Genomic DNA, 17,265 nt, shown 5'->3' with positions numbered 1-17,265 from the left:
GGCGCGTATCATAACGCTATGATACCAAGCTTTTCCGGCCAGTGGCCCCTGCTCCGGCTTTCTCCGTCCTGCATCATCTCGGTCACAGACCATGCGCCGCGTTACACGGCGGACGCAGAGGCTGAGATCACCCGCATCTGGGCAGCCGCCTGCCTGAAAACCCCGGCTCTTTTCAACGGCTGCGTTTTTTCCGCAGACCGCGTGACCCGTACAGAAATTTCCGGCCACTGGACTGAATACCGCGCTGTTCTAGCCCAGATGAAAAATCCGGCCTTATTCCCGCACCTGCGCCTGCAACCGCTTGCCGTAATCGGCCTGCTGGAAACACCGGAAGGCTTTGTGCTGGGCCGCCGCCATCCCTCCTCCTTATATCAGGGCAATTTCTGGCAGAGCCCGCCTGCTGGCAGTATTGAACGCCGGGGCGACAGCACAGACGTGCATCTGCGTGAGCAACTTCTGGCAGAAGCTGAGGAAGAGCTGGGCCTGCCCACCGAGAGCCTGAGCGCTGGGCCACCCTGCCTCATTGCCCGCCATCCCGGCACGCGCATTCTGGATATTGGCATCCCCATGCGCACGCCTCTGTCTTTCAGCGCGGTCGAGGCGCGGTGGAAACAGTCAGCCAATCAGGAATATGACCAGCTGACGCTCGTACCGCACCAGACTGTCAGAAAATGGCTTGACCGACCCGACCTGCTACCGACCTCCCGCGCGCTGCTGGCGGCAACCTGCTCATGACTTCCCACCAGACCTCTTCACGCTCTCAAAGCTCAGACAGCCCTGACAGCCTTGAAAGCCCTGAGCATATTGCTGGCCCCAGCCCTGCTCTGGTCCGGGTCATTGCCGCGGCCTGCGGGCTGATTGTTGCAAATCTTTATTACGCACAGCCTCTGGCCGGGCCGATCAGCGCCGCTCTTGCCATGCCGGAAAGCCAGTCGGGCCTGATTGTCACTATCACCCAGATTGGCTACTGCCTCGGCCTGCTGCTGATTGTCCCTCTGGCTGACCTGCTGGAAAACCGCAGCCTGATTGTGTGGATGACGCGGTTTGTCATGCTGGCTCTTCTGGCGCTGCCTTTTTCACACCACCCGCTCCCCTTCCTGTTTGCCATTGGTCTGGTGGGCGTTCTGTCCGTCGCGGTGCAGATTCTGGTGCCTCTCGCGGCCAGTCTCGCCCCGCAGGCCATAAGAGGCCGCGTGGTTGGCAATGTCATGAGCGGGCTGATGCTCGGCATCATGCTGGCCCGGCCGGTTTCCAGTTTCGTGACGGAATTTTCCTCATGGCACACTATTTTCCTGATCTCAGCCGGGATCATGCTGGTACTGTCCATTCTGCTCCAGCGTGTGTTGCCTGAGCGCAAACCGGCCACACAAAGCCATTACGGCACGTTGCTCAGTTCCATGCTTGCGCTGCTGCTCACCACAAAAGCCCTGCAACGGCGCGCCTTTTATCATGCCTGTCTGTTTGGGTCCTTCAGCCTTTTCTGGACAGTTACTCCTCTACTGCTGGCCAGCCCGCCTTTCCAGTTTTCTCAGGGGCAGATTGCGCTGTTTGCGTTTGTGGGTGTTGCGGGCGCTATTGCTGCCCCCATCGCGGGGCGCATTGCCGATAAAGGCTGGACATGGCCCGCAAGCCTTGCCGCCATGGCGCTGGTGTCGGTCGCCTTTCTGGCAAGCCTTGCGGTACCGCATGGTCTTTTTATCGGCGTGCTGACACTGGCGGGAATTCTGATCGACTTTGGGGCCACCGCCAATCTGGTGCTGGGGCAGCGTGTGCTGTTTGTGCTCCCCGCAGAAAACCGCGCCCGCCTGAACGGGCTTTATATGGCGATTTTCTTTATGGGCGGTGCCGCAGGTTCAGCCCTTGGTAGCTGGGCTTATGCGCACGGGGGCTGGCCACTGGCGGCAGCACTTGGGGCTGCTTTTCCCGCACTCGCTTTTATCGTCTGCCTGACGGAAAAGCGCTGAGAAAACCCGGCACCGGTCGCCCGGTGCCGTCATTCAACCCGGTTATTTAATCTCAAGCCCGATCTGCTTGATATCATGGAAGGTAATATCCGGATTCTGCTCCTGTGTACGGCGCATCATGAAGGCAGATGTTGCAAGGAACACCGGATCATCATCCAGATCATCCGCCATGGCTGAGCGGTTTGCCATAGCAAAGGCCTCAATCTTCTCACGCGGGCCGGTCACCCAGCGCGCCAGAGAAAACTGCACGGCATCAAACCCGATTTCCACGCCATATTCCGCCTTCAGGCGCGCCTGAAGCACGTCAAGCTGGAGCGTACCCACCACACCGACAATCGGCTGTGCGCCATCCTGCGGTTTGAAGAGCTGCACGACCCCTTCCTCCGCAAGCTGCGTCAGCGCCTGTTTCAGCTTCTTGGCCTTCATGGCGTCATTCAGCCGGACGCGACGCAGAATTTCCGGGGCAAAATGCGGCACGCCGGTAAATTTAAGATCTTCGTTTTCGGTCAGCGTGTCACCAATACGCAGCGTGCCGTGGTTGGGAATACCCACTACATCACCCGCAAAGGCTTCTTCCGCCAGTTGACGGTCCCGCGCAAAAAAGAACTGCGGCGTATGCACGGCAAAATTCTTGCCCGTGCGGCTATGGCGCAGGCGCATGCCGCGCGTCAGCTTACCCGAACAGATGCGGGCAAAGGCAATACGGTCCCGGTGGTTGGGGTCCATATTAGCCTGAATTTTGAAGACAAGCGCCGTCATCTCTTCTTCATCAGCCTTGACGGTGCGGCTTTCCGCCACCTGATCCCGCGGGGATGGCCCAAAGGCCACCAGCGCGTTCAGAAGGTCGGTCACGCCAATTTCCTTCATCGCACTCCCGAAGAAAACCGGCGTCAGATGCCCTGCATCAAAAGATTCCCTGTCAAACGACGGCAGGGCGGCTTCCGCCAGTTCCAGCTCTTCCGCAAGCTGCATCATACGAGGGTCGGACTGCGCCAGCTTTTCCTGCGTATGGACTTCCTTGGTCCGCAGGTCATACGTCCCCACAAATCCGGCGGCACGACCAATCGGCCATGTCGCGGGGGATGTATCCAGCGCAAGGGCAGACGCAATTTCATCCAGCAGGGCAAACGGATCCTGCGCTTCACGGTCCATCTTGTTGATGAAGGTGACAATGGGGATATCGCGCAGACGGCAGATTTCAAACAGCTTGCGCGTCCGGTCTTCAATCCCCTTTGCGGCGTCAATCACCATCACGGCAGAATCAACTGCCGTCAGGGTGCGATAGGTATCTTCTGAGAAGTCTTCATGGCCCGGAGTATCCAGCAGGTTGAAGATGCACCCGCCATATTCAAAGGTCATGACCGAGCTGACCACGGAAATGCCGCGGTCCCGCTCAATGGACATCCAGTCAGACCGGGTGCGCCGCCGCTCACCCTTGGCCCGCACATTTCCGGCAAGCTGGATGGCCCCGCCTGCCCGCAGAATACGTTCCGTCAGCGTGGTTTTACCAGCATCCGGATGCGAGATGATCGCAAACGTACGGCGGCGGGTAATTTCCGTGCTGAGGTCAGTCGCGAGCGTTTCAGACATAACAGGCAATCCGGCTGGAAAAGAGACAGGTTAAAACGGCAAACGCCGGATGGAGAGGGGAACCCTCCACCCGGCGCTGCACAAATCGGGCCGAAGCGCCGATTAACGAGAGTAGTATTCGACCACCAGGTTCGGTTCCATCTGCACCGGATACGGCACATCAGCGAACTTCGGACCACGGACAAACGTGCCCTTCATCTGGCGGTGATCAACGTCCATGTATTCCGGAACGTCGCGTTCACCCGTCTGGGTGGAGTCCAGAACGATGGCAAGCTGCTTGGACTTTTCACGCACTTCAATCACGTCACCGTCCCGCACCAGGAATGAGGGGATGTTGACTTTACGGCCGTTGACCAGAATGTGGCCGTGGCTGATGAACTGACGTGCTGCGAACGGCGTGATGGCGAATTTCATGCGGTAGATCACCGCATCCAGACGACGCTCAAGCAGGTTGATCAGGTTTTCAGACGTATCGCCCTTACGACGCACGGCTTCCTGATAGTAGCGACGGAACTGCTTTTCGCTGATGTTACCGTAGTAACCTTTCAGCTTCTGCTTTGCCATCAGCTGAATGGAATAGTCAGAGGGCTTGCCTTTACGGCGCTGACCATGCTGACCCGGGCCGTATTCACGACGGTTAACCGGAGACTTCGCACGGCCCCACAGGTTAACGCCAAGGCGGCGGTTAATCTTGTATTTGCTCTCGAGGCGCTTGCTCATAAGGCGCTCTTCTCTTCTCTGTCTGCATGCAGCACAGTCAGCCTGTGCCGCATCATGGCGCCGGTAGTCTCCGTCCCTCGTGGATCAGAGCGGGCGCAGTCCGTATCACCGGCAGGCGGGAGCATCTGTCCACCTGCATCGGCCGTCCTGTCCACATTCCCGGCAATGGGTGCAGCCATTACGGAAAGAGCCGCTGTCTGTCAACTCAGGCCGGACGCCTGCTAGGGCAGAAAGCGGCAGACAGCCTCCCCCATGCAGGAAAAGAGCGCCTTTACCGATAGTATTTAGGCGTTCTCTGCCTTAGATTATTCCATGATTTTCAGAAACATGGTCAGGAGCAAGGAATAACCACCATGCCATCTTCTAAAAAATGGGCGCTTTTTATCGCTCTGGGCGCTGTGCTGATTGCGCTGGGCTTTATTGCCTGCGTGGATGCCATTTCCGTCACGCTGGCCAGCATAATTTTTATCGGAATCCTTCTGGTTATTGCAGGCGCCCTTCAGGTGGCCCACGCCTTTGCCGTGCGGGACTGGGGTGGCGTGCTGTTTTCCGTGCTGTTCGGCCTGCTTTATATTGTGGCGGGCGGCATGATTATTGAAGAACCGGCAACCGGCTCCGTCATGATCACCCTGTTTGCCGCAGCCTGCTTTATTGTCGTGGGCGTGATGCGCAGCATTATGGCCATCCAGTACCGCAGCCTGCCGGGCTGGGGTATTGTGCTGGCGGGCGGGCTGATCAGCCTGCTGGTGGGGCTGTGCCTGTATTTCACCCTGCCCTGGTCCGGCCTGTGGCTGATTGGTACCTTTGTCGGTGTGGAACTGATTACCAGCGGCATCGGCTGGCTCCAGTTTGGTCTGGCCCTGCGCCAGAACACGGTCCTGCCGCCTGCCAGCCGGTTATAAGCCCGGCAGGCCGTTCAAAGGCTGAAAAAGGCGCACTGTCTGACGGCAGAGCGCCTTTTTATTGCCCTGTTAATTCAGAGCCCAGCAGCGTGACGTCGGAACATTCTGGTCAGACTGTGTGAAGGGGGCTGTCAGCACACACAGAATGGTTTTCCGGTCTTTTCTGAGAGTAAAAATCTCGCCTTTTGCAACATGGCTGGCCGTTGTGATGGCATATCCGTCCGTCAGAAGGTCGGATAAGGAGCGGCTTTCCGGCGCCAGCTTTGTCGGCACATCCAGAGGGCTATACGGGTTTTTAGAACCGGTTTCCGGCAATCCATCATCCGCAGCCTGCGCATGGGCAACAGCCGGAGCCATCAAAAGTGCCGAGATCGCAGCAAGCCTGCACAGTAGGGTCATCCGTTTACGCTCCCTTCAGTTGGTTGAACTCTGCGCCAGAGTCTGTCCGGCCAGACGGGCTATCCCGGCAAACGCCGCCCGAAACTGGTCTTCCGCCGGATGCCCGCCTCGTGTGTAAACGCAAACAATGAGCGGCGTCCGGGGTGAAGGCCACGCAACAGCACAGTCGCCTGCGGCGTCCTGCCCATTAGTCCCGGTTTTATCACCCACCTCCCAACCAGCAGGAAAACCGGCGCGCAGACGGTTCCTCCCGGTCTGGCACCCTTTCAGCCACTCCGTCAGTAACAGGCGGGAGGACGCCGACAACACCTCCCCGAACAGTAGATGCTCAAGAACGCCCGCCATAGCGGCAGGCGTTGTGGTATTGCGCACACTCCCCAGCGGAACCCTGTTGAGATCCGGCTCCCAGCCATCCAGCCGTGTGGTCTGATCCCCCAGAGACCGCCAGAACCGTGTCAGATTTTCCGGCCCACCCACGCGGGCCAGAAGCAGATTGGCGCAGGCATTATCACTCTGCTCAATCGCAGCCTGACAGAGCGCGCGGACGGACATTTTACCGGCTTCAAGGCTGGCCTGAGCCACGGGAGCGTAAACCGCCCGCTCAATGTCGGCCCTGGTATAAGACACCGCCTCATCCAGCCTGTCTTTTCCCTGATCCACACGCTGAAGAACCACAGCCACGAGGGAGACCTTGAACGTGCTGCACAGAGCAAACCGTTCATTTTCCCGCCACGTCAGGCGCTGCCGTGTTGCCAGGTTGCAGGCATACACGCCGATACGCCCTCCGGTTGCCTTCTCATAGGCCGCAATAACCGACGGGGCTCCAGACGCGGCAAAGGCCGGGAACGCCGTAAACGCAGGCGCACATGCCAGAAATTTCCGCCTGAACATCATGAAAAAACCGTCTTACTCCCCGAAGGCTCTACAACCTCTGTCAGGTCAGGCCAGCCCCGCAAAGTATATTCCAGCCCCTGCTATTGCCCCTGCCCGCCGTGAACCTCGCGCTAAGGCAACGCCTAGCCTGAGGAAGAGGGCTGCTCCTGATCCACCGGCTTTTCATTTTCCTGAGGCTCAGCCGCAATGCTTTTTGGCATCTTGCTTTCAAGCTTCAGTAAGGCGGAGGCCGCCACACCGGGGCGCTCGCTTTCTTTTTCAGCTGGGGTTGCGCCAGGCACCAGCTTGATGGCCCGTTCTCCGGCTTCACGCTTGCGGCGCAGCTTCTCAATATTTTCCAGCACCAGCGGATATTCTTCCACCAGCCGCCGGAAGCGGGAGGCGCTGATCACCATGAAGTGCCCGAACTGCACGGCGCGGATATTGGCCGGGCACCGTTCATCATTGATCGCGGACAATGCGCCGATCAGGTCCCCGGCTCCATAGAGAATATCCCGCTCCGCCACATGCGATTCCGCCAGCCCCGCACTGATGAAGTAGATATTGCGGATCTTGCGCCCACGGCGGCAGATCAGTTCCTGCGGAGCCACAAACCGCAGGGACGTTGTTGTGGCCAGATCATGCAGTTCCGCATTGGGCAGCCCCCGGAAGACAGCCGCATTTTTCAGGCGGCTTTCAATCCCGCTGCGCAGGTCAAAGCTCAGCGGCTTGTCCAGCCGATGGCGGCGGCGTTCCAGTTCTTTCAGAAGCTCGCGGTTCAGTTCATCACTGATCAGGGATTCCGCCAGCAGAGAGTCATATTCCTCCCCCTCCAGCCGCAGTACAATCTGGCGGAAAATCCGGTTTTCCAGAGCTTCCGAATAGCCGTGATAATGCAGGCGCAGGGTTTCCAGCGCTTCGTCCAGCAGTTTGCGCTGGCGCTGCAACACCTCGGCCACCACGTCCCCAATACGGCTGCCCAGCGTCGGCTCCAGCCGCTCACTCATAAAACGTGTGAGCGAGATCGAGACAAAATGCGCCACCATGAGCATTTCAAACCGCTCCGCCATACACAGCATCAGCGGGCGGTCGATGCGCAGGTTCTTATGAATCCATTGTGCAATTTTGAAGCGCAGGGACGGACTCAGCCGCCGGCGCAGGGCACGCACATACCCCAGACGCCCTTCCAGCCGTGCACCGTCAATCGCGGCCTCGGAGGAGCGCAGCAGCGTTTCCATCACACGGCGGGACAAGCCCTGAATACGGAACAGGTCCAGCAGGACAGAGCGTTCCTGGCTGGCGATGGTAATCAGCGCAAGGTTCACACGCTGCGTATCACCAAGGGCTGTATCAAAGGTATTGGCCCCCTGCTCCTCATGCGCGCGGCGGTCCACCTGCTCAATTACGGTGCCCGTCGCATCCGTGGAAAAGCCGAGTTCATCCGCCAGCTTTTCCGAGCGTTCCTTGACGTTTTCCAGCCCGATGCTCAGCACTTGATGCCGCATGGCTTCATCAATGGGTGAGAGCTTGTCCAGCTTGAGAAACAGCACCAGAGACCGCAGCGTCGTGCCGTTCAGCAGCAGCGTAATCAGCACGAAGCCGGTGGCCAGAATACCGATAAAATGCGCAACGGGCGTGGAAACGCGCTCGTTTTCCGTCACCGCCAGCGCCAGAGCCAGTGTAATCGCGCCGCGCAGACCGCCCCAGACCATTGTGACCTTGAACGGTGTCGGCACAGGGGGCGCCAGCTTTGTCATGGCGAGGAAAGGCAGAAGACCAAACACCACCGCCCCACGCGCCGCCAACCCCGCGACACTGGCAATCAGGATCAGCACGCAGTCCCACCGGGTCATACCCACCAGCAGATGCGGCACCAGCATGGAGGCCAGCACGAACACCAGAGACCCGGCCCAGAACACAAGCTGCTGCCACAACTGGTTAAGGAAGAGCCATGTCTGCGGCCGTACGGTTGACGGCCCGTAGACGGACAAGGTCAGCCCCGCCGCTGCCGTGGCCACCACTCCGGACACCCCCAGAAATTCATCCGAGACGATATAGGCCACGTAAGGAAGGGCGACGGTCAGGGTAATTTCCGCAGCGGCGGACCCGCTGAGAGCCGTGATCATCATCAGCGTTAACTGGCCAAAAACCACGCCGACAATCAGCGCCCCGACAAAGGAAATCACGAACGAGATCACGGCCTCGCCCGGATGAATGGCATGATGCAGGGTGACTGAGGGCAGCAGGATGGAGAAGATGGAAATTGCCGCCGCGTCATTCAGCAGGGCTTCCCCTTCCACCAGACGCGTCAGGCGTGTTGCCGCCCCGATATCCCGGAAAATCCCGGCCACGGCGGACGGGTCCGTCGTCGCGACAATGGAGCCCAGCAGCAGGCAGACAACCAGTGGCATCTGCGCAAAAGGCAGCAACGCCAGTCCGATGGCCCCCGTGGACACCACCACTGCCACCACGGCCAGAAGCAGCACCGTTGCTGCCTCATGCGCCAGACGCCGCACATCAATGGCCAGTGCGCCCTGAAAAACCAGAACGGGGAGGAAGATCAGCAGGAACGCTTCACTGTTGATCGGGAAATCCAGCAGCGTTTCCGCAATGCCATTCAGGGCGGACGTATGCGTGGTCCGCAAGGCAAAGTCTGCCAGACTACCGATAATAATGCCGACAATAGCCAGCAGAACGGTTTCAGACAGTTCCAGCCTGCGGGCAATGGGCTGAACCGTGCTGACAATGACCAGAAGAAGCGCAATGGCAAGCAGTACCGCAGCCAGACCCGTTACCGCCATACCCTCTTTGCTCCTCCAGCCAGATTATTCCGCACTCAGATTCTTCTGTTGCATGACGATAAGGCACCAGAAAGGCAGACGTTCCGGAAAGTGAGCGTCTTTTAACACACTCCCTGCGCGAACAACCACCTCGCCTGTGCGTTTCCTGCTCTGCACCGGGGCGCTTTGCCGGGGCCATGCCTCGCCTGAATGTGACTTTATTCTGACATGCGGCAGCAATGCCACACCCCATATTGAAAAAAGACCATCAGAGCGCCTCAGGCACCGGCACGAGGCGAGCATGACATCACCAGACACAATCGGGATGACTCTCATGACGACATCACCCACCATCACAGACTGTCCAGTTGGCCTGACGGCAACCGGCTTCCGCACAGAGACGGATTCACTGGGCGAAATTCAGGTCCCCGCCGACAAATACTGGGGGGCACAGACCCAGCGCAGCCTCGTGCATTTCTCCATCGGGGAAGACCATATGCCCCTGCCCCTCTGCCATGCCTATGCGGTGGTGAAAAAGGCCGCGGCACTGGTCAACGCAGCCGATGGCCGGATGCCACACTGGAAAGCAGACCTGATTGCCCGCGTGGCGGATGAAATCTGCGCGGGCAAGCTGGACGCGCATTTCCCGCTTTTTGTCTGGCAGACAGGCTCCGGCACGCAGACCAACATGAATCTGAATGAGGTGATCGCCAACCGCGCCATTCAGCTTGCCGGAGGTGAGATCGGCTCCAAAAAGCCGGTGCACCCGAATGATGATGTGAATATGGGGCAGTCGAGCAATGATTCCTTCCCTACCGCCATGCATATCGTCACGCTGCTGGAAATAGAAAACCGGCTGATTCCTGAAGTGGAAGCCCTCAGCGACAGTCTCCACACCAAAGCCGAGCAGTGGATGAATGTTGTCAAAATTGGCCGCACGCATCTTCAGGACGCTGTGCCGCTGACCGTCGGGCAGGAATGGTCCGGCTGGGCCTGCATGCTGGAAGATGCCCTGTCCGCCCTCCGCACGGCGCGGGAAGGGCTTTTTGAACTCGCCGCCGGGGGTACCGCTGTTGGCACCGGGCTGAATGCCCCGGCGGGATTCAGCAAGGCCATCGCCAGCAAAATCGCTGAACTGACGGGCCGCCCGTTTGTCACCGCTCCGAACAAATTCGCGGCCCTCAGCGGGCTGGATGCTATGGCAAGAGCCTCTGCCGGGTTGCGAGGGCTGGCTGTGCCTTTGCTCAAAATTGCCAATGATATGCGCCTTCTGGCCTCCGGCCCGCGCTGCGGACTTGGAGAACTGCACCTGCCAGAGAATGAACCGGGCTCCTCCATCATGCCCGGCAAGGTCAACCCGACCCAGTGTGAAGCGCTGGTGATGATTGCAACGCAGGTTCTGGGCAATGATGCCACTGTTGGCTTTGCCGCCAGTCAGGGCCAGCTCAACCTGAATGTCATGCGCCCGGTCATTCTCGCCAACTGTCTGCACAGCATCCGTATTCTGGCGGATGGATGCCATAATTTCAGAGTTTTCTCCGTGGAGGGAACAGAGCTGAATGAGCCGCGTCTTGCACAATATGTAAACGGCTCCGTCATGCTCGTGACCGCCCTCAGCCCCGCTATCGGGTATGATAAGGCGGCGGCCATCGCGCATCGGGCCACGGAACAGAATCTCAGTCTGCGGGAGGCTGCCGTGCAGTCAGGCTATCTGGACGGTGAGACGTTTGACAGGCTGGTTAACCCGCTGGATATGGTGGGCAACGGCGTGGCCGGTGCCTGATACACATCCCTTTCGCGCCATCTCAAATGCCGGTATGATTGCTTCATGAACCGTTTTTTCCTTTCTGCGCGGCGGGTAATCCCCGGCCTGTCTCTTCTGGGCCTGCTGGGCCTCACATCCTGCGCGGATGACCACGCACACCATTATTATCACCCCAGAACCCACCATGGGGAGCGCGGGCCCAACTGGTATCGCCCGCCCTCCAACATGCCCACTCCGCAACGCTGAAGGACCGCAGACACATGGAAGGCAAACTCTTGCGGCTGGGCATTGTTATTGTCACGCTCATGCTGGGTATTTTTCTGGTCAGTTCCATCTACCGGAATTTCTCACACCTGATGGACCAGCCTCCGGGCACGGCTGACCAGCAGCCCGCAGTTAACGGCGCACCTGCATCGCAGCCCTAAAGGGTAAAGGGAGAGCAATGCGCGCCTTGAGCATGCTGAGGCACCGGGGCGTGCGGCGTTCTGTTTCCTCATTCCTGCTGGCGGGCCTGACGGTGGCAGGTGGTCTGGTCGCGAGCAGCCCGCTGTCTGCCACCGCGCAGACAGCAGTTGACCCCACACCAGAAACTCTGGCCGCGCATCGGGGTGGCACGCTCAGGCTTGTCGCCGCAGCCTCCGGCGGCACACTTGACCCGCAGATCAATTACACCGCCAAATACATCAATCTGTATGCTGTGGTGTATGATGGGCTGACAACCTTCCGCAAAACCACTGGCCCCCGTGGGAACGAGGTTGTGCCGGATCTGGCCGAGACCCTTCCCACACCACAGGATGGCGGGCGCACCTACGTTTTTACGCTCAGGCCGGATATCAGCTTTTCCAACGGTCAGCCTTTGACTACAGCGGATGTGGTCGCATCTTTCCGCCGTATTTTCCGTGTCGGCTCACCCACGGCAGGCTCCTTTTATTCCGCGATTGCCGGAGCCGATGCCTGTCTGAACCACCCGGCGGACTGTAGCCTGAAAGACGGGATCTCGGATGATCCGGCGCGCCGCACCATCACCTTTCATCTGGCGCAGCCTGATACAGAATTCCTGCAAAAACTGGCCTTTACCCATGCCGTTATTCTGCCCGCCAGCACCCCGGACCATGACATCGGCAACGAGCCCATTCCCGGCACTGGGCCGTATCGGGTCACGAGTTATGACCCGAACAAAATCCTGCGTCTGGACCGCAACCCCTATTTCCGCGTGTGGGATGCACAGGCCCAGCCTGACGGCTACCCGGACGGCATAGACTATAGCTTCGGCATCCCGGATGAAGCCGCGGTGACGGCTGTTGAAAACGGCCAGTATGACTGGATGGCGGACACTGTTCCCATGGACAGGCTGGGGGAACTGGGCAGCCGTTTTACCGCACAAACGCATGTAACACCGCATCCGGCGATGTATTTCATCCCGATGAACGTCAATCTGCCACCGTTCAACCAGATCAAGGCCCGGCAGGCCGTGAACTATGCGCTCAACCGCAAAGCCATGGTCATTCTCTATGGTGGCCCCGGTATTGCCCGGCCTCTGTGCGGTATGCTGCCCTCTTCATTGCCGGTTACGTCTGACCAGTGCTTCTATACGCGCGGCGCCTCTCCCTCCGCCCCGGCTGCACGCTGGGCTGCGCCGGATCTGGAAAAAGCCCGTGCACTGGTGCGGGAAAGCGGCACCGCCGGGCAACACGTTACGCTGGTCACGGCCAATACCAGTATTGATTATGCCATGGGCACATGGCTGCGCGACATGCTGCAAAGCATTGGCTATGAGGCCACGCTCCGCCCGCTCAGTAGCTCCATGGCGTTCAACTACATGCAGAACTCAGGGAACCATGTACAGATTGCCCTTAAAGACTGGTCAGCAGATTATCCATCCCCATCTAATTTTTTAGATGATCTTTTGGGATGCGAGAATTTTCACCCCAATTCGGATAGCTCCATCAACATCCCCGGCTTTTGTGACAAGCATATTCAGGCGATTATGGATCGCGCTAAAATCGATGTGTCTCTTACGCCGCAACAGACGGATGATCTCTGGCGGCAGGCTGACCGCCTGCTGATGGAACAGGCCCCCATCGCCCCGGTGATTGAGAAAGATGATGTGATCATCACCTCACCACGCCTGAAGAATTTCTTTTACACTCAGGTCAATAAACTGTTTTTCTCACAGGTCTGGCTGCGCTAGTCCGCCAGAACCGCCCCCTGGGTGCTACCCCCTTCGGCCCATAATTTCTCTACCCGCTTCTTTATCCACAGAATCTGTGGATGAAAGTCGGGACAACACCGGGATGAGCGCGGGATGACTGTGTTTTGCCGCCCGAAAATCGTGTCTGTCCTGACACATTCAGCGCCCCCGCCACATGCAGCGTGAATGTTTTGTTAAAAATTAACGCTGCCCCTTTTGCCAGACTATTCCAGAAAATCAGACTTGCTACAGAACGTTCCTCCAGCCAGAGAGGACGCCCTTCATGAGTAGCAACACAGTTACCCTGAATTCTGACCAGACCTATTCAAACACGAAACAAATCAGCACTGCAAAGACTACGGTCTCGGTTGATCTGGATTCCATCTCAACGCTTGATATTGAAAATAGCGGTACGCTTAAATCCACAGGCAAACGCGCGATTGACGCCACCGCCAGCAAAACTGCCGCAACAATTTCCGGCGCCAGTCTGACCATCAACAATACCGGCACTCTCTCTGGCTCGGATGACAGCATCCGGATTGATGCGGATATGCCCTCCGCCACCATTGTACTGACTAATAGCGGGACGATTACATCCACCACCGATGGTCAGGCGATTGATTTCAATGCTTTGGCGACCGCGTCCAGCATCACCATTACCAATGAGAAAGGTGGTGTGATCCAGTCCACCGATGCAGACGCCATCCGTCCGGGAGAAAACGCCGTCATCAACAACGCCGGCACCATTTATGCTGGTGGCGCAAACGGCGCGACCAAAAATGATGGCATCGATTTTCAGGACGATGCCGGCACAGTGAACAATTCGGGCAGCATCTCAGGCGCACGCCACGGTATTACCAGCAGCACCGATGTTGTGGTGGTCAATGAAGAGGGCGGAGAAATTACCGGGCGTGACGGCTCGGGCGTTGGCTCGGATGGCACCGGCAGCGTCACCAATTACGGCACAATTACCGGAGCCTATGACAAGTCCGGCACGGGCGACGGAGACGGTGTGGATATTGATGGCTACGCCACCATAGACAATTACGGTACCATTCAGGGTACCGGCGCCGGAGGAAGCGGGAGCGATGGCTTCACCAACACCAGTGAAGGGCTGGCACTGGGCGGTGGCAGCATTACCAACCATGCGGGAGCAACCATCAGCGGTGCACAAAACGGCATCCTGATTGATAACAGCAGTCAGGGTTACGCACCGTATGCCACCACGCTGGTCAATGACGGCACGATTCAAGGACTGGACGGGTACGGCATCCGTATCAATGATGATAAAGATGACACGCTGACCAACTCCGGCACCATTTCCGGCACCACAGACGCCATTCTGCTGGGGGACGGAAATGACACGCTGAACATCCAGACCGGTTCTGTCATTATCGGGATGGTCGATGGCGGCGGTGGCACCAACACGGTCAATCTCTCCGGTTCAGGCACGTTTGACGGCGCACAGAACTTCCAGACCATGACCGTCGCGGGAGCGTGGACGCTCTCAGGCAACCAGTCTTATCAGAATATTACCATTACCAGTGGAGCCTCACTGGTGCTTGCAGGAACAGCGCCCGCCACAGAGACGATTACATTTAGCGATAATACCGGCAAACTCACCCTTCAGTCTGCCTCGTCATTCTCCGCCACTCTGGCCAACTTCACAACCGGCAACACGCTGACACTCTCGACCCTGACAAATGATGGAAACGCGACACTCAGCATCCTTGGCAACACGGCCACTGTTACCGATAACCAGACCACCTACACTCTGACATTCAGCGCTTCCGACCTCTCCCACCTCACGCTGAGCAAAACGGATGAGGGCGCGGTCATGCTGGAAGCCGTGGTCTGCTTCCTGAACGGTACTCTTATAGAAACCGAATCCGGTCTGACTCCTGTGGAAAATATCTGCATAGACGATCAGGTCATGACCTATGATACAGGCCGGGCAGAATGCCGCGCGGTTATCTGGGCCGGCAAACGCCCGGTCACCGTGCGGGCAGACCTGCCTGCGGATGAAGCCGGTTACCCGGTGCGAATCCTGAAAAATGCACTTGCGGACAATGTTCCGTTTGAGGATCTGCTCGTCACCCCTGAACACTGCCTTTATTTTGACGGGCAGTTCGTGCCGGTGCGCATGCTGGTTAATGGCGCCTCCATTTTTTATGACCGCAGCCTCCCCCAGTATGAATGTTTTCATATTGAAACAGCACAGCATGCCGTGATCCGTGCAAACGGCGCGCTGACAGAAAGCTATCTGGATACCGGAAACCGTCGCAGCTTTTCACAGCCCGGCACACTGGCCCGCCTCCCGTCCACTCCCAAAACGTGGGAGAAGGATAGCGCAGCCCCTCTGACGGTTGCCCGAACCGATGTTGAACGCCTCTTCAACCTCCTGTTCTCCCGTGCGCAGACACTCGGTCTGCTGCCCCGCCAGACCACCCGCAACGTCACGCATGACGCTGACCTGCATTTGCTCACGCCCGCCGGAACACGCCTGCGCGCCCTCCGCAAGGAACATGATCGCAGCTTTTTCCTCCTTCCGCCGGGTATCGCGACGGTTTCTCTGATTTCCCGCTCAGCACGACCGGCTGACAGTATCGGCCCTTTTGTGGATGACCGCCGAACGCTCGGCGTGCTGGTTGGAACAATATGTTGCCGTGAAGGCGGTCAATCACACGACATCACGCCTCATCTGACAGACAGCAGCCTGTCAGGCTGGCATACTCAGGAAAATGAGTACGCTCGCTGGACAGATGGCTGTGCCACGCTGCCTCTCGCTCCCGCATCCGGAGCCGCTGTAGGCCGCATACTCACCATACAAATCCTCTCCGCCGGTCCGTACGTGCTGGACGCGGGGACATCTTCAGGACAGATGGAAACTGTCTTCTCTCCACAAGCAGCCTGTGCCTGAGCACATCAGGCCAATACCGCTCTGCTTCGCCCCGTAGTAGACAGGCTGCCGGACAGGCATCCTCGAACAAAAAAGGCGGCCACTTCACGTGTCCGCCCTTCTTGCGTCGATATGGGAATCTTATGGCTGACAAAAGATGAAATACTCTCTGGCCTCCCGCCGGAAAGTTATTTCCCAGCAGCCTTCTGCCCCTGAAGCTGATCCAGCAGCCCAAGCGCCATGGTTTTTACGCGCGCCGGAACCGGCACATAATCAAGCTTGCGGCTGGCGGCTTCACCGTTGGTCAGCCCCCAACGGAAAAACGTCCGGACAGCCAGACCATGTTCCGTGCCAGCCGAACGGCGGGGCACCAGAACATAGGTGGTGGTCACAATCGGCCATGCGCCGCTACCCTGCGTGTCAGACAGCGCTGCGGTCAGCGTCTTTTCATCCCACACGGCAGACTCAGCCGCCTTAGCAAAACTGTCAGCCGATGCCGTGACAAAATCTCCTGCCTTGTTCTGCAACTGGACCATCGGCAGATGGTTGCGCTCGGCATAGGCATATTCCACATAGCCTATGCTGCCTTCGGTATTCGCCACGTAGGCGGCAATACCGTCATTGCCGCGTGTGCCTGAGCCTGCGGGCCAGTCAACAGACGTGCCACGCCCGACGGATGTACCCCATGTCGGGGAGACCCGGCCCAGATAATCCGTGAAGACAAACGTGGTGCCGGACCCGTCTGCTCTGTGCAGCGGGGCCACAGGCAGATCCGGCAGTTTCAGGTCAGGATTAAGCTCGGCTACGCGCGGATCATTCCATGAACTGATCGTGCCATCATACAACCCCGCCAGCACCGGGCCAGTAAGCCGCAAGGCTCCATCCGGCACACCGGGCACGTTTACAATAACAACAATGCCGCCAATACCCGTCGGGAACTGCATCAGATGCCCGGCATCCAGCTTTTCCGGGGCCATCGGCGCGTCAGACGCCCCGAAATCCACCGTTCCGGCCAGCACCATGTTCTGGCCAGCACCGGAGCCGATGGTCTGATAATTCACGCTCACACCTGTGCTGCTGGAAGAGGCAGCAGACCACGCCTGATAAAGGGGCGCCGCAAAGCTCGACCCCGCGCCGGTAATATCTTCCGCCCGCAGGGTCTGTGTACCGCACGCCATCAGC

The 17,265-nt window shown here is 58.6% G+C and carries 14 protein-coding genes; 8 read left to right on the top strand and 6 right to left on the bottom strand.

Going from position 1 to position 17,265, the window contains the following annotated elements; translation table 11 throughout:
- Positions 1 to 18 precede the first annotated feature (18 nt).
- Positions 19 to 735, top strand: a complete 717-nt coding sequence (locus KP699_RS04855) for an NUDIX hydrolase (RefSeq protein WP_215761808.1) — start codon at positions 19 to 21, stop codon at positions 733 to 735.
- Positions 732 to 1,964, top strand: a complete 1,233-nt coding sequence (locus KP699_RS04850; protein ID WP_215761807.1) for an MFS transporter — start codon at positions 732 to 734, stop codon at positions 1,962 to 1,964. Before KP699_RS04855 ends, KP699_RS04850 begins: the two co-directional genes overlap by 4 nt.
- 42 nt (positions 1,965 to 2,006) lie before the next feature.
- Here the strand turns inward: KP699_RS04850 and KP699_RS04845 are convergent, their stop codons facing one another.
- Both KP699_RS04845 and rpsD read right to left on the bottom strand, forming a co-directional pair.
- The gene (locus KP699_RS04845; RefSeq protein WP_215761806.1) at positions 2,007 to 3,554 is read right to left on the bottom strand and encodes a peptide chain release factor 3; all 1,548 of its coding nucleotides are present in this window, start codon (positions 3,552 to 3,554) and stop codon (positions 2,007 to 2,009) included.
- Positions 3,555 to 3,656: 102 nt separating this feature from the next.
- A complete protein-coding gene (gene rpsD / locus KP699_RS04840) occupies positions 3,657 to 4,274 on the bottom strand; it encodes a 30S ribosomal protein S4 (protein WP_025825471.1) in 618 nt (205 codons plus the stop codon).
- 353 nt (positions 4,275 to 4,627) lie between these two features.
- Here rpsD and KP699_RS04835 point away from each other — a divergent pair, with 353 nt between their 5' ends.
- Complete coding sequence (locus tag KP699_RS04835; protein WP_215761805.1) at positions 4,628 to 5,176, top strand: HdeD family acid-resistance protein; 549 nt, start codon at positions 4,628 to 4,630, stop codon at positions 5,174 to 5,176.
- Positions 5,177 to 5,245: 69 nt separating this feature from the next.
- On the opposite strand, the gene KP699_RS04830 is transcribed toward KP699_RS04835, so the two are convergent.
- The 3 genes from KP699_RS04830 to KP699_RS04820 all read right to left on the bottom strand — a co-directional run bounded on the left by KP699_RS04830 (position 5,246) and on the right by KP699_RS04820 (position 9,249).
- Complete coding sequence (locus KP699_RS04830; RefSeq protein WP_212353705.1) at positions 5,246 to 5,575, bottom strand: hypothetical protein; 330 nt, start codon at positions 5,573 to 5,575, stop codon at positions 5,246 to 5,248.
- Between the two features lie 15 nt (positions 5,576 to 5,590).
- Complete coding sequence (gene bla / locus KP699_RS04825; protein WP_252346800.1) at positions 5,591 to 6,469, bottom strand: class A beta-lactamase; 879 nt, start codon at positions 6,467 to 6,469, stop codon at positions 5,591 to 5,593.
- A gap of 122 nt (positions 6,470 to 6,591) precedes the next feature.
- The gene (locus KP699_RS04820; RefSeq protein ID WP_215761804.1) at positions 6,592 to 9,249 is read right to left on the bottom strand and encodes a cation:proton antiporter; all 2,658 of its coding nucleotides are present in this window, start codon (positions 9,247 to 9,249) and stop codon (positions 6,592 to 6,594) included.
- Between the two features lie 313 nt (positions 9,250 to 9,562).
- Between KP699_RS04820 and fumC the strand changes: the two genes are divergently transcribed.
- From fumC to KP699_RS04795, 5 genes are all read left to right on the top strand, one after another.
- The gene (gene fumC / locus KP699_RS04815; RefSeq protein WP_215761803.1) at positions 9,563 to 11,011 is read left to right on the top strand and encodes a class II fumarate hydratase; all 1,449 of its coding nucleotides are present in this window, start codon (positions 9,563 to 9,565) and stop codon (positions 11,009 to 11,011) included.
- Positions 11,012 to 11,056: 45 nt separating this feature from the next.
- Positions 11,057 to 11,239: a hypothetical protein gene (locus tag KP699_RS04810; protein ID WP_215761802.1), complete on the top strand. Its 183-nt coding sequence runs from the start codon at positions 11,057 to 11,059 to the stop codon at positions 11,237 to 11,239.
- A gap of 14 nt (positions 11,240 to 11,253) precedes the next feature.
- Positions 11,254 to 11,418 (top strand): hypothetical protein, encoded by a 165-nt coding sequence (locus KP699_RS04805; RefSeq protein ID WP_179194553.1) that lies wholly within the window; start codon positions 11,254 to 11,256, stop codon positions 11,416 to 11,418.
- Positions 11,419 to 11,435: 17 nt separating this feature from the next.
- Entirely contained in the window at positions 11,436 to 13,184 is a 1,749-nt protein-coding gene (locus KP699_RS04800) for an ABC transporter substrate-binding protein (protein WP_252346799.1), read from the top strand.
- Between the two features lie 283 nt (positions 13,185 to 13,467).
- Entirely contained in the window at positions 13,468 to 16,104 is a 2,637-nt protein-coding gene (locus KP699_RS04795; protein ID WP_215761801.1) for a Hint domain-containing protein, read from the top strand.
- 167 nt (positions 16,105 to 16,271) lie between these two features.
- On the opposite strand, the gene pstS is transcribed toward KP699_RS04795, so the two are convergent.
- Positions 16,272 to 17,261, bottom strand: coding sequence for a phosphate ABC transporter substrate-binding protein PstS (gene pstS / locus KP699_RS04790; RefSeq protein WP_252346803.1), 990 nt, complete (start codon positions 17,259 to 17,261; stop codon positions 16,272 to 16,274).
- Between the last annotated feature and the right edge of the window lie 4 nt (positions 17,262 to 17,265).

Source organism: Acetobacter sp. P1H12_c, from assembly GCF_018811975.1.
Lineage (GTDB): Bacteria > Pseudomonadota > Alphaproteobacteria > Acetobacterales > Acetobacteraceae > Acetobacter > Acetobacter persici.
Note: the sequence above shows the minus strand (reverse complement) of the source record. Positions and strands in the feature narration are given on the sequence as shown.

Bases quoted from the DNA above. Each gene is read 5' to 3' on its own strand.
- KP699_RS04835 (WP_215761805.1), top strand. From the start codon at position 4,628: ATGCCATCTTCTAAAAAATGGGCGCTTTTTATCGCTCTGGGCGCTGTG.
- KP699_RS04805 (WP_179194553.1), top strand. From the start codon at position 11,254: ATGGAAGGCAAACTCTTGCGGCTGGGCATTGTTATTGTCACGCTCATG.
- KP699_RS04800 (WP_252346799.1), top strand. From the start codon at position 11,436: ATGCGCGCCTTGAGCATGCTGAGGCACCGGGGCGTGCGGCGTTCTGTT.
- fumC (WP_215761803.1), top strand. From the start codon at position 9,563: ATGACGACATCACCCACCATCACAGACTGTCCAGTTGGCCTGACGGCA.
- bla (WP_252346800.1), bottom strand. From the start codon at position 6,469: ATGATGTTCAGGCGGAAATTTCTGGCATGTGCGCCTGCGTTTACGGCG.
- rpsD (WP_025825471.1), bottom strand. From the start codon at position 4,274: ATGAGCAAGCGCCTCGAGAGCAAATACAAGATTAACCGCCGCCTTGGC.
- KP699_RS04810 (WP_215761802.1), top strand. From the start codon at position 11,057: ATGAACCGTTTTTTCCTTTCTGCGCGGCGGGTAATCCCCGGCCTGTCT.
- KP699_RS04795 (WP_215761801.1), top strand. From the start codon at position 13,468: ATGAGTAGCAACACAGTTACCCTGAATTCTGACCAGACCTATTCAAAC.
- KP699_RS04845 (WP_215761806.1), bottom strand. From the start codon at position 3,554: ATGTCTGAAACGCTCGCGACTGACCTCAGCACGGAAATTACCCGCCGC.
- KP699_RS04820 (WP_215761804.1), bottom strand. From the start codon at position 9,249: ATGGCGGTAACGGGTCTGGCTGCGGTACTGCTTGCCATTGCGCTTCTT.
- KP699_RS04855 (WP_215761808.1), top strand. From the start codon at position 19: ATGATACCAAGCTTTTCCGGCCAGTGGCCCCTGCTCCGGCTTTCTCCG.
- pstS (WP_252346803.1), bottom strand. From the start codon at position 17,261: ATGGCGTGCGGTACACAGACCCTGCGGGCGGAAGATATTACCGGCGCG.
- KP699_RS04830 (WP_212353705.1), bottom strand. From the start codon at position 5,575: ATGACCCTACTGTGCAGGCTTGCTGCGATCTCGGCACTTTTGATGGCT.
- KP699_RS04850 (WP_215761807.1), top strand. From the start codon at position 732: ATGACTTCCCACCAGACCTCTTCACGCTCTCAAAGCTCAGACAGCCCT.